This is a genomic window from Pseudoalteromonas sp. OF7H-1, from assembly GCF_022347825.1.
In the GTDB taxonomy this organism is placed as follows: Bacteria; Pseudomonadota; Gammaproteobacteria; order Enterobacterales; family Alteromonadaceae; genus Pseudoalteromonas; species Pseudoalteromonas maricaloris.
The window spans coordinates 16,740-28,761 of record NZ_JAKRFX010000016.1; the positions used below are offsets into that span (position 1 = coordinate 16,740).

Sequence of the window (12,022 nt, forward strand, 5' to 3'; positions counted from 1 at the left end):
GTTTACGTGAGTGCGCTTCTTGGACGCAAGTCTATCCCTTTAATTTGGGCTCTCACTTTGCTTTGGCTTGCCATGGCGCAGTATTGATTGGAGCGCTTCAATGCTAGAGATTGAGGAGCTAGCTGGTTGAGTCTTATTGCTTTTTGGTGCAGCAGGAGCTGGTAAAAACACCATTAACACTTTGCCAGGTTTTAATAGACTCTGTGCCGTGAGTGAATTCCAATTTAATAAATCTTTTACCGCGACCTTGTAGTGACGGCTGATAGTCCACAATGACTCGCCTTGTTTTATGGTGTGGTGATGTTCCACTTGCGGTATGGGCTTGGCTTTTATTTCTTTAATATAAGGGCTTACGTCATAGTCGATGAGTAAGTCTAACTGCTCATTACTCTCGGAAACTAATAGCTTTTCGCCAACTCGGATCAAATCAGAGCGCTTATTGTTTAGCGCTTTTAGTGCATTTACGCTCATCCCCGCATTTAATGCGATGCGGTAGAGTGTGTCGTTGGCTTTGACAGTGTAGCCTTGGCTGAAGTTTTCCCTGAAAAATGCACTTTTCAACAATGCTTGCTCGGATAATGGTAATAACACTTTGTGCGGACCGTTTGGAGAGCTTCTATGTTTTAAGATCCCTTGATTGAGTGCATATAGTTGACGCTTTTTGATACCGCTGAGTTTAGCCAGTTGATTGACGTCAAATTGCTGTCCAATATCAAGTATCGACGTAGTGGCCTTGTTGGGCAAACTTGGTATCTTAAAACCCTTGGGTGAGGTTTTTAGTAAGTGGCTGAGCGCTAAGAGTTTGGGCACGTAGTCTGCGGTTTCTTTTGGTAATGTTAAGTGCCAAAAGTGGGTCGACTTTCCTGCTTTTCTATTTTTTGCGATGGCCTTTTTGACGCGCCCTTCACCACTATTGTAGGCTGCAAGCGCGTGTAGCCAGTCGCCATCAAAGCGTTCATGCAAATACAGCAAATAATCAAGCGCGGCGTCAGTCGATGCTAACACATCCTGTCGACCGTCATACCATTCGTCTTTCTTGATGCCGAAATGGTAGGCAGTGGCATCCACTAGTTGCCAAACTCCAACAGCATTTTGTTGCGATTTGGCCTTTGGTCTAAAGTCACTTTCGACAAAAGGGAGTAATGCGATTTCAATAGGGAGACCTTTGCGCTCTACCTTTTTTACTACGTGATAAAAGTAGGGGGCGGCGCGCTTATTTACCACATTGAGATAATTAGGCTGTGATAAATACCATTTTATGCGCTTATCAAGCCTTGGGTGAGATGCAGTATTAAAACTGAGCTTTTGGCGTATGTGTTGCCATAAATCATCGTCTCTGAGGGGAGCTTTAACGGTAGTGATTTTGGGTGGTTCTACCTCAACGATAGCAGGAGACGTGACTGGCTTTTCTACGGGCAATTGAGTGAGAGCCGACAAAATGGCTTGCCTGCTCACCTGTGGACTGCTACTGCTTTTACACCCAGAGAGCATGGTTAATAATATTAACCCACTCAGCTGTATTAATACTCTGTTCATCCTTTAACTATACCGAGAGGTTAAGTTTTATTCAAAATTTCTTTGCTGCTGAAAGTGCTGCCACTGCAATAACGCGCGTTGCTGCATGTGTTTATCTGGATATAAAATACTTATCTTTTCAACCACTTGCTGAGTATCTTGTAACGCTAATAAAGCCAAAAATTGTGCTGGAGTGGTCAGCATTTCAGGACGGTAGGGTTTTCCTGTTGCTGGTAATATCCAATCGAGTGCATAGCGATTAAAGTGAATAATCGCTTGTTGCCACTGTGTAGTATGCGGTAAATGCGCAAGTGGGATCTGATCCACGCTATAACCTGCTATCAAGCCTTGATATTTTGGCAGATAAACACTGATGTCATGACCGCTAAAGCCCGTGACTTGAGCAAGCTCAACCACTACACCTCCTAGCTCCACAGTTTTAGGCGCGTTACCAATGGCTTTACTCGATGGCGCTTGTGTGGCGAGCTTGGACCACGTTGCAATTCTACTTTTTGCTAGTGCAAGTTTGGCTTGCCATTTCGGCCGTTCACTCGGTTCTAGAGACGCGATACGATTTTCACTAAGCATGACGCTTTGGTTAAAAAGCTCAAGCTGTGCGTGAAAGGCCCTCGTCAATGCGTTGGCTGATGTTGCCGTTGGACTTAGCCATTGTAAATTTGGATAAGCATGCTTGAGTAGCACTATGCTGGTGTCTTGTTTGATATCGGCATGCAAAGAGATTGCGTAACAAAGCGGAACGGTGAGGCGCTTTTCTAATTCGTGGATCAAGGCTTCTGTGGTGACAAGATCGCCATGTATGGATGCCAACAGTGCACACTGTTTGCCAATAACTAAAGCTTGATTGGGCTGTAAAGCGCTATCTTTTCCTTGGATAAAATAAACCGCGTCATTGACTTTATGGAACTGATTAGCATTGGCGGCGGTACTTTTAAAACTCGCCGCCAATAGAATGATAGCCCAAATTAGAGAGATGCTACGTAAGATAGGGTTGCTCCAGTATGTCGGCATTATTCGCCTGCTGGCAGCACTAACTTGTCGATGAGCGTGGAAACGAACTCTGCGTCTTGCTGTTGCTTTGCTTCCAATGCTTGTAAATCATGACAAAGGTGTAGGGCTGCGAGTAATAACGCATTGTGATCATTGCGAACGGTTGAGCGTTTACGCATTTCTTCTACACGTCGGTCTAAAAGCGCTACGGCGTTATGCAGCGCTTCTTCTTGATCTGGCGCACATGCAAATTGATGTGACTTGCCAAGTAACGTCACTGTTACTTGGTTATTCTGCTCAGACATTAGCTAGCCTGTTGAGTTTGCAACTTATCAAGTAGGCCAGACAAAGATGAACTAAACTCTTTTTGCTTTTCTTCGCTTTCTAGCATTTCAAGCTGTAGGGTTTCATTTTCATCGATGAGTTTTTGATTTTGTTCTTTCAGTGCCGAAACTTCCGTTTTTAACTGGTTATTTTGGCTCAAAAGTTGGTCAATCAACTGGTCGAGTTTTTGGAGATCTTGGTTATTCATTAATGCGCTCATGTGACTGTGATTTGTCATGCAAATGTAAAACAAAGCGGCTAAGGATGCTAGTGTTTACGCGACTTTCTGCTGATTTTTCTCAACTTTTAAGAGATAATGCCGATATTGGAATATTTTGTTCAGAAGTGATTCAGTCTAAAGTTAAAAATTGATGAATCATTGCTTAAATTTAGCTCAGGTTTATTTCACCTGTGTTGTTATTATTTTTATCAAGGCGGGGTTATGCTCAGTTACCGACATTCTTTTCATGCAGGAAACCCTGCCGATGTGATCAAACATTTAGTATTGGCAGAAGCTCTGTCATACATGGCTAAAAAAGATAAGCCATACGATTACGTGGATACGCACTCTGGCGCTGGTTTTTTTGAGCTGGCGAGCAGTGATGCGCAAAAAACTCAGGAGTATCTTCAAGGCATCGCTAAGCTGTGGAGCTATTCAGGATCCGTGTCGGCAATTAGCGACTATGTGGCACTAATCAAGTCTTTTAACGAAGGCGATAAATTAAGCCATTATCCCGGCTCTCCTAAGGTAGCGGAGCACTTCTTACGTCGTCAGGATAACGGCTGGTTTTTTGAGCTACATCCAAAAGATCTTGAGCTGTTAAAGCAAAATACGGCACATAAAAAATCACTGCGCGTCACTGGGAGTGATGGTTTTAAAGGGCTGTTAGGATTGGTGCCTCCAGCTTCACGCAGAGCCTGCGTGCTGATGGATCCTCCATATGAAATCAAATCCGATTATGATGTTGCGGTTAAAAGCATTATAAAAGCGCACAAGAAGTTTGATTCCGGCGTGTATATGATCTGGTACCCCGTTGTTGACCGTGAACGCATTGATGCAATGGAGTCGAGCCTGATTGAATCTGGAGTGCGTAATATCCAAGTGTTTGAACTTGCCACCCGGGCAGATACCCAAGAACGAGGCATGACGGCTTCTGGTATGATGGTGATCAATCCACCTTGGACCTTAAAGAAAACCATGGATCAAGTGTTGCCTGAGCTGGTTTCGTTATTGGCAGAAGATGATGGTGCGTTTTATCGCAGTATTCAATTAGTAGAAGAATAGTAAAAATAAACTGCTAAGCTACCTAGGGCCTGTTTACCTTTCAAGTTTGTTTTTGCAGCAGTTTGATTGGTATTTGTACAAGGCAGAGCCTGCGTAGCATAGTTATTCTATGTGAGTCAGGCGAGAACACAGTAGAAATGCTAATCAAGTGCTGCCCTTTGGGTTCACCTGAGTGCGCTTTGTTCATTGTTGCTCAACTTTTGCCTAGATTACTAGGTGGCAAGTTGAGCGTCGCGACCAAAACACACTCAGGAGAACAAAAATCAAACAGCAAAGATCAACAGGCCCTAGTCGATAAGGTATTGAAGATACTTAGCAGTTTATCTTAGGGCGTATTAGCTTGCGCTAGTTACTTCTTAACAAACTTCGTTAAAATAACGATGTTTTGACCTTCTACACGGCCTTCAATATGCTCTGGGTTTGAAGGCGAAAGACGAATGTTACGTACCGCAGTGCCGCGTTTTGCAACTAGGCTACTACCTTTAACATCCAGGTCTTTAATCAAAGTCACTGTGTCACCAGCGCTCAGTTTCACCCCGTTACTGTCTAGGTGAACAAGGTCGTCATCCTCTGCAAGTGCTTGATCTGCCCATGCTCGAGTCTCATCTTCTAGATACAGCATGTCTAATGCATCTTGAGCCCAACCATTATCTGGCGCGAGGCGTTTAAGCATACGGTAGGCAACAACCTGCACGGCAGGAACTTGGCTCCACATACTATCGTTTAAACAGTGCCAATGATTGGCTTCTAAATCCTGTTGACCTTCAACCTGTGGTTTGCACTGGCTACAAAGATAAACACATTTGTCAGAATGCGCCTCGGCGACTGGTGGTACTTCGTATACTTCGAGACCATCTGTTGAGGTACATAGCTCACATTGATTGTTACTGCGCTCAGCAAGCGCGGCAGCGATAGTCATAATGATTTCCCAAGCTGTAAAAGCGTCATTATACCAAATGCGTCAATTGATGCTCAATTTATGGGAAGAATTTATGCGTATAACTTGATCTATGTCCAGAGCAGAGGTTATCTGCCACCTTTTGCGTGTATAGGTAGTTGGGAAATATACTGCTGTTCTATTTTTTCGATTTCACCTGAGAGTTTGAGTTGTGCGATAGCTTGATTTATCCGCTTAAGTAATCCTTGATGCTTAGCTAACAGGCGTAGCTGCAACATCCCTTCTGAATGTAGTTGGTTGAAGCTAAATGCAATACCAAGTTGTTCTGACCAATATAATGCGGGTAAATCACCAATGATAATATGCTCAATCCGACGTAAGTTTAGGGCTTGCAGTAGCTCTTTTTCGGATGCGAAATCAACCCGCTCGAATAGTTGGTCATCATGGTAGTAGTAGCCTCTCACTGTACCGACTTCGATACCAGATAGGGTTAATACCGGTGGTTGAGACTGACGAGTAACAACGTACTCTTTAATAGGAAGGATAGGATCTGAGTAGATAAATCTATCATCTTGCTTTTGCTGTTCGTTCAACCAATCTGGACTGATGATATCAAAATCAATGTGCTGCTTTTCTAGATAAAAGTTTGTGCGTTTCGCTGGGAGAAGCAGATTTTCGCCTCTGATTTTTGCCTTAACCAAAATGGCTTCTACCATTTCTGGCAGGATCCCGGGCGCATCTTCGCTGTGAGTAAAATAAGGGTAAAAGCTTCCCGAGCCACTTAAACTGTACTTTAAGTAGGGGACTTGTTCTGCCTTAGTCAAACCGGCAAAGGCGAATAACCAGACGATCAAAACTTGCTTCATGCACTCATCTTAGCTTAACTTTTCTTAGACAGGCAAGCCGCTGGCGTTCTGTGAATTAAAAGCTTACTCTTTATAGGGGCTTAGTTTAATAAGTTGGTAACTTTTAGTTATAAGTGTTGTAAAATAGCGAAACTTTTTTATTGCTCGGGGCGTTACCATATTATACGCTCCGAGATACGTGGTTTCCTTTTACCTAATAAAGGATACGAATGTTAATGAGTGGTCCGGTGACTGAAGTACGTAAATCAGCAGTGCAGTATATTGCACGACAGGCCATTTTACGGCCAGATCAAGAAGTCTTTGCCTATGAGTTACTTTACAGAGACTCAGACAACAATGCTTTCCCTGTTGGGGTGAGCGATGGGCAAGCGACTGGGCGAATGTTTTTTAACTCCTTAATGTTTATCGGTGTAGACCGTTTGGCTGCGGGGCAGCTTGCCTTTATCAACCTATCCGACGAATCCTTGCTGCAGGAATTACCTAGCTTATTAGCGCCACAGAAAATTGTGGTGGAAATCGTTGAGCGCTCTAAAAATATTCCTTCACTGGTGAATACAGTGACTAAGTTAACAGAGAGAGGCTATCGATTTGCGCTAGATGACTACGACGGCACGTCAAAGTGGGATCCGTTGTTACCACTCATGGAATTCGTCAAAATTGAGGTTGAGCAGCCAATTATAAAAACCAATATGACGGTAAAAAAGCTCAAGCGTCAGTATCCAGATATTAAGGTTATTGTTGAGCGTATTGAAACAAAAGAAGAGTTCGAGATCATCAAATCCTCTGGAGCTGATTTTTTCCAAGGTTTCTTTTTCGCCAAACCTGAAATGCTCAATCATGGCAACGTGGAACCATCGAAAATGGTGGTCTTTCAGCTGCTACAAGCCACTGCCAGAAAGTCTTTATGCTTCAAAGAAATACAAACTAGAGTAAGCAAAGATCTTAGTTTAACCGCACGATTGCTAAAACTGGCGAACGCGAAAGCTGGTGAAGACAGGTTAGAAATTAAGTCTATCTCTCAGGCCGTTGTGTATTTAGGTGAAGACGCAATTAGGCAGTTTGTTAAAGTACTCGCATTGAGCGAATTGGGTTCAGATAAACCCAGTGAGCTGACGAGAATGGGGTTAACCCGTGCCAAGTTTGTGGAAACATTTTTGATGCCTGGAGGCGAAGAAATGGCAGAAACTGGCTATTTGCTTGGTCTCATGTCTATCCTTGACGTGATCCTTGATGTCGATCTTGCTGTAATTGCAGCAGAATTTTCTCTCGATGATTCGCTCTCTAGTGCGCTACTAAGTTATCAAGGATTGCTTGGTGGAGCGCTACGTTTAGCATTTGAAATTGAGCGCAATGATTGGCGCGAAGCAGAGCTCATTTTACAAGCCATTCGACCGGCAACACCGACCAATTATCTTTATGATATGGCGCTTTCTAGTCGAGCCTACGCCGATGAAATCCTCTCTATTGTTGCAGGTGATGAACAGTAGTTCTCATCTGACAACATGAAACGGTAAGTAATCGGAGTTGCGGATAGTTAGCGCGTTTCTTACAGCTCATTTAAGCGCTAACGACGTTGAATTCCCGTCCAATAGCCAACTATTGGTATTACTTACCCAAAGCTCAGGTTAAATTGAATACCTATGGTTTTTAAATAGTTTTGTTCTTGCTCTAAATCTGCTTGAAATAGCGAGTGTGATTCGAGCCACTCAGTTGCAATGTGAAGTATCAAGGCGTTATCAACGGCTGTAATACTTAATTCGGGAAGTTGGTCTTGTTGGCGTTTTTGGTTCACTAAAACGCTGAGACGAAACACAGCCAAAACACGGTTAAAGTGGGTTAGCTCTTCATCAATTAACTCTGTTAACTCTGGCATTTTTATCTTTTTTCGATAGAAGCGTACAAGTGCACTTAGCCTTAATTGCTGGGCTTGAGTAAAGCCTGGAAGTTGACTGTGCCTGACAATATAAGCACCGTGTTTATGCATGCCGGAAGAGTTAATGGCGAGCCCAACTTCGTGGAGTTTTGCTGCCCAATATAACATTTCGACATCATAAGAGGATAGTTGCCATTGCTCTTTTAGTTGAGTGGTAAAAAGCTTGATGGTTTCACAAATATTGTCGGCGTGTTGCTTATCAATATTATAGTGATCGCTGAACGTGTTAATTGTGCGGGTACGAATATCAAACTCATCGGTTTGATGCATTTCAAACAATAAGCCTTCTCGCAATGCATATTCACTAAGACGCATGCGCTCAAGTCCTAATTGTCTAAACAGTGCTATCAATACAGCAAGGCCGCCAGCAATACTAGTTTTTCGCTCCTCAGGTAGTGCTTTTAAGGAGACGTTGTCTATGTGTCCAGCATCAATAAATAATTGCTTAATTTGCTCCAAAATAGGCAGGGTAATTTCATCGGCTTGAGTGAGTTCGTGAGCCATAGCCGCAATCGCCTTAATAGTACCAGAAGTACCGATAACGGTATTCCAGCCGAGCCTTAAGTAGCTCGCGGTAATACTCTCAATTTGTTGTTCTGCTTTTATTTCGGCTTTTTTGAATCGCTTTGCAGATAGCTTACCATCAGCAAAGTAGGCTTTTTGCATGGTCACGCAGCCCACATTGCGACTACTTAACAGCTTGTGTGTAAGGTGCTGACCAATAACCAACTCTGTGCTGCCTCCACCGATGTCGATAACCAAACGGTTATGACTATCATGTTCATGGTTGGCGACCCCTTGGTAAATAAGACGAGCTTCTTCTTGGCCTGAAATCACATTGATTGGATATGGAAAAACTTGTTTTGCCTTAGCGAGAAAATAATTAAGGTTTTTGCAATTTCGCAGTGTATAGGTTGCCACTACTTGCACCGACTCTTTCGGAAAATCATGTAGTGTCGTCGCAAATTGCGAGAGGGTATCTAATGCTCGGGCGATCGCGTTGTCACTTAAATTGAAATCATCATCAAGGCCCGCGGCCAAGTAAACACGTTGCTTTTCTTTATGGAGGAGTTGAAGGCGACCATCTACTTCTCTTGCTACAACAAGGTGAAAACTGTTTGAACCTAAGTCCACTGCGGCAATAGAAGGGTAGTCGCGCATATATTCTTCCTCAACGGTTATTCTTTCGCTTCATTTAATTGGTGTAACTCCCATTTCTTTAAATGGTCATAAATCGCGATCTGAGAGCGAATTTTTTTACGGTTACCTCGGCGAACGTACAGATTCTTCTGTTCGGCGTCAATAACTCTGGCTTTGGTGCGATCTTTAAACTGCAGTTCAATGATATCGATAATTAGTTTCTTCAAATGCTCTGCATAAATAGGTGTGCCGACTTCAACACGGTGGTCAAGGTTACGGGTCATCCAGTCAGCTGAAGAAATATAGACTTTGGGGTCGCCGTTGTTGTCGAAAATCATCACTCGCGGGTGTTCTAAGAAACGATCGACGATACTAATGATTTTTATATTATCGCTAAACTGTGCAAGGCCCGGTACAAGCGCGCACATACCCCGCACAATGAGGCGAACCTTGACGCCTTTTCGCGATGCTTCGTAAAGCTTGTCAACGAGCTGCTTATCAACTAAGTTGTTGATCTTAATTGTTACTTTTCCTGTTCTCCCTTGCTCTGCATGAGTTATCTCTTCATCGATCAACTCTACAATTCGACTACGTGCATTGATGGGGGAAATCATCAGGTGTTCGAATTTAAACGGCAGGTAACTACTCTCGATAAAGCGAAACACGCTATCGCATTCTTCCGTAATATCGGGGTGTTTGGTAAACAGACTGAAATCAGTATAAATCCGAGCAGTTTTTTCGTGGAAGTTACCCGTACCAATGTGTGCATATTTGACGATTTTGCCTTTTTCTCTACGGTGAACCACACAAAGCTTACTATGGACCTTAAGCGCCGGTATGCCAATCATGACCTTAATACCGTATTCACTCATGAGTTTTGCCCACTCAATATTGTTTTGCTCATCGAAGCGGGCTTTCAATTCAACCATCACGGTGACTTTTTTGCCATTCTTTGCAGCATTGATCAATGAAGCGATCAATCTAGATTGCTTTGCCACGCGATAAATGTTGACCTTTATTTGTGTCACTCTGGGGTCAAATGCCGCTTGGCGGATATATTCCAGCATGTGATTAAAGGTGTGGTAGGGGTAATATAGCAAGATATCTTGAACTGAAATCGCGCGAAAGACGCTGCTATACTTTGAAAAGGCCGCACTTTTAAGCGGCGGCAATGGTTTGTTTTCTAGATAGCCGCGACCAACATTTGGAAAAGAAATAAAATCTCTGAAATTGCGATATCTCCCGCCTGGGATCATGGCATCTTGACCTGTCACCCCTAAACGCTTTTTCATCAACTTGAGCATTTCTTCAGGCATAGATTCTTCGTAGACTAAACGTACAGGCTCGGCATATAAACGCTGTTTGAGGCCTTTAGACATGGTATCTAACACGCCTTCTTCTAGCTCATCATCTAAGTTGTACTCAGCGTCTCGAGTGAGCTTCATCGAATAGGCTTCAATGCGCTCAAATTTGAAGAAACTTTTGAACACATCGGCAATAAAAAATCGAATAACGTCATCGAGCAACACAATCGTTTTATGCCTTCGGGTTTTTTCTGGTGGCAGCTGGACAAAGCGGTTTAGACGATCAGTCGGGACTTCCAAAAAGGCATGATGCTGTTTTTCGCCATTTAACTCCACAAATAGGTGAGTCATAGTGTCGTTGATGTTGTCCGAATAGTCCTTACTTTCGTTAATCATCATTGGTAATAGGTGAGGCAGCACTTGGTCTTTAAAGTAGTTAGCCAACCAATTCTTGTGGAAGTCCGACAGCGCATCAGGTTGCTTAATATGGATATGATGCTCATTTAAATCGATGAGGATCTGGTCATAAATAACACTAAATTTTTTACCTAGTTCCAATACTTTCTTTTGAATGTCGGCGAGTAGCACTTCATCTTCATCGAAATTGGTATCAGGCAAATTATTTAATAAGATACGGCGCTTTACATCCGCAACACGAACTTGGAAAAACTCGTCTAAATTATTGGAAAATATACCAAGAAAGCGGATCCGCTCGATGATCGGGTTGGTTGGGTCTTTGGCTTCTTGTAAAACGCGTTCGTTAAAAGAGAGCCAGCTTAATTCTTTGGCAAAGTACGTGATAGTTTTATGCTCTGGAGATACGGCCTGCATGGTGCTTTCCATAGGTACAGCTTATTTTTACAGCTTAAGCAGGGTGTGTGACATAATTATGACAAACACAACGCGCCTGTCGTGTTTGTCATTCAACCATCATGAGTATAGTGTAGGTTTTAGCTTTCTTCTATGTCCACGATCAAATCACTGGTGATTGACTCGAGTGCATCAATCACGTTTTCTTTGACCGTGCCAGCAGGTAGAGTCACGGTTGCGAAAGCGCTGAAAATAGGCAGTCCCCAGTTTGGAGCACTACGTTGTTTTGAAGTTAGGTGCGTGATGTTTGCGCCTTTGTGGCGAATAACCGTAGCAAGTTCTTGCACAATTCCCGGTCTATCGTTGCCTGTAATGATTAAATTTAATGTGTCCGGCTCTTCTTGCGCTTGCAAGTTTTCGCCTGATTCAACTCTCACGTCTAAACCTGGCAATTTATGCAATGCATCTTGTATTTCTTGCAAATGTTCTTCAGCAACCTCAACCTGCACTATGCCTGCGAATTGTCCAGCAAGGTGGCTTAAATTACTGGTTAACCAATTGCCATGGTTAGAAAGAATAGTGGAAGAGATTTCCTCAACGAGACCCGGTCGGTCCTTACCTATAAGTGTTAATATTAACTGCTTCATATCATGTCTCTTTTTTTGTGGCGCCCGTAGGCGAAAAAACGAATTCGGCGCATGATTTAGACTAGTCTAAAAACTTACTTTGTCCAGTGCCCTTAAGCACTTAATGTAAAGAAATGCAACGAAATTTATGTGTTTACTCTAGGCTAACAATCAGAGCATTTTTTGAGCCGATTAGTTCCATTATTTTTATAATGAATTTGAGGGTAAATGCCAATTGAAGAAAGTTCAATTGTGTCTCAGGTGTAACACAACTGTCATCTTGATGAAATATAATGCCCCCAATTTTTAAACC

General features: G+C 42.9%; 12 protein-coding genes. 3 read left to right on the plus strand and 9 right to left on the minus strand.

What is annotated here, in order from left to right; all coding sequences use genetic code 11:
• Positions 1-39 precede the first annotated feature (39 nt).
• The 4 genes from MHN30_RS17765 to MHN30_RS17780 form a co-directional block, all read right to left on the minus strand.
• Positions 40-1,455, minus strand: a complete 1,416-nt coding sequence (locus MHN30_RS17765) for a LysM peptidoglycan-binding domain-containing protein (protein WP_239360648.1) — start codon at positions 1,453-1,455, stop codon at positions 40-42.
• A gap of 108 nt (positions 1,456-1,563) precedes the next feature.
• On the minus strand, positions 1,564-2,544 hold the full coding sequence (locus MHN30_RS17770; RefSeq protein WP_239360611.1) for a hypothetical protein: 981 nt from the start codon (positions 2,542-2,544) through the stop codon (positions 1,564-1,566).
• Positions 2,544-2,828 (minus strand): cell division protein ZapA, encoded by a 285-nt coding sequence (locus MHN30_RS17775; RefSeq protein WP_010607148.1) that lies wholly within the window; start codon positions 2,826-2,828, stop codon positions 2,544-2,546. The genes MHN30_RS17770 and MHN30_RS17775 overlap by 1 nt, the downstream gene beginning before the upstream one ends.
• Entirely contained in the window at positions 2,828-3,055 is a 228-nt protein-coding gene (locus MHN30_RS17780; protein WP_045964864.1) for a hypothetical protein, read from the minus strand. Before MHN30_RS17780 ends, MHN30_RS17775 begins: the two co-directional genes overlap by 1 nt.
• A gap of 234 nt (positions 3,056-3,289) precedes the next feature.
• On the opposite strand from MHN30_RS17780, the gene rlmJ reads away from it, so the two are divergent.
• The gene (gene rlmJ / locus MHN30_RS17785) at positions 3,290-4,132 is read left to right on the plus strand and encodes a 23S rRNA (adenine(2030)-N(6))-methyltransferase RlmJ (protein WP_239360613.1); all 843 of its coding nucleotides are present in this window, start codon (positions 3,290-3,292) and stop codon (positions 4,130-4,132) included.
• Positions 4,133-4,269: 137 nt separating this feature from the next.
• On the plus strand, positions 4,270-4,461 hold the full coding sequence (locus MHN30_RS23930) for a hypothetical protein (protein ID WP_343224350.1): 192 nt from the start codon (positions 4,270-4,272) through the stop codon (positions 4,459-4,461).
• A 20-nt stretch (positions 4,462-4,481) separates the two neighbouring features.
• Here MHN30_RS23930 and MHN30_RS17790 read toward each other — a convergent pair whose 3' ends face one another.
• Entirely contained in the window at positions 4,482-5,051 is a 570-nt protein-coding gene (locus tag MHN30_RS17790; RefSeq protein ID WP_010374208.1) for an alkylphosphonate utilization protein, read from the minus strand.
• 107 nt (positions 5,052-5,158) lie between these two features.
• Complete coding sequence (locus MHN30_RS17795; protein WP_069021848.1) at positions 5,159-5,896, minus strand: transporter substrate-binding domain-containing protein; 738 nt, start codon at positions 5,894-5,896, stop codon at positions 5,159-5,161.
• Positions 5,897-6,105: 209 nt separating this feature from the next.
• Here MHN30_RS17795 and MHN30_RS17800 point away from each other — a divergent pair, with 209 nt between their 5' ends.
• Positions 6,106-7,383 (plus strand): HDOD domain-containing protein, encoded by a 1,278-nt coding sequence (locus MHN30_RS17800; protein ID WP_045990389.1) that lies wholly within the window; start codon positions 6,106-6,108, stop codon positions 7,381-7,383.
• 122 nt (positions 7,384-7,505) lie between these two features.
• Here the strand turns inward: MHN30_RS17800 and MHN30_RS17805 are convergent, their stop codons facing one another.
• From MHN30_RS17805 to MHN30_RS17815, 3 genes are all read right to left on the minus strand, one after another.
• Positions 7,506-8,990, minus strand: a complete 1,485-nt coding sequence (locus MHN30_RS17805; RefSeq protein WP_239360615.1) for an exopolyphosphatase — start codon at positions 8,988-8,990, stop codon at positions 7,506-7,508.
• A gap of 17 nt (positions 8,991-9,007) precedes the next feature.
• Positions 9,008-11,104 carry a polyphosphate kinase 1 gene (gene ppk1 / locus MHN30_RS17810; RefSeq protein WP_222241525.1) on the minus strand — a complete coding sequence of 699 codons (2,097 nt, stop codon included), beginning with the start codon at positions 11,102-11,104 and terminating at the stop codon, positions 9,008-9,010.
• A 119-nt stretch (positions 11,105-11,223) separates the two neighbouring features.
• Positions 11,224-11,730, minus strand: a complete 507-nt coding sequence (locus MHN30_RS17815; protein ID WP_039492749.1) for an ACT domain-containing protein — start codon at positions 11,728-11,730, stop codon at positions 11,224-11,226.
• Positions 11,731-12,022 lie beyond the last annotated feature (292 nt).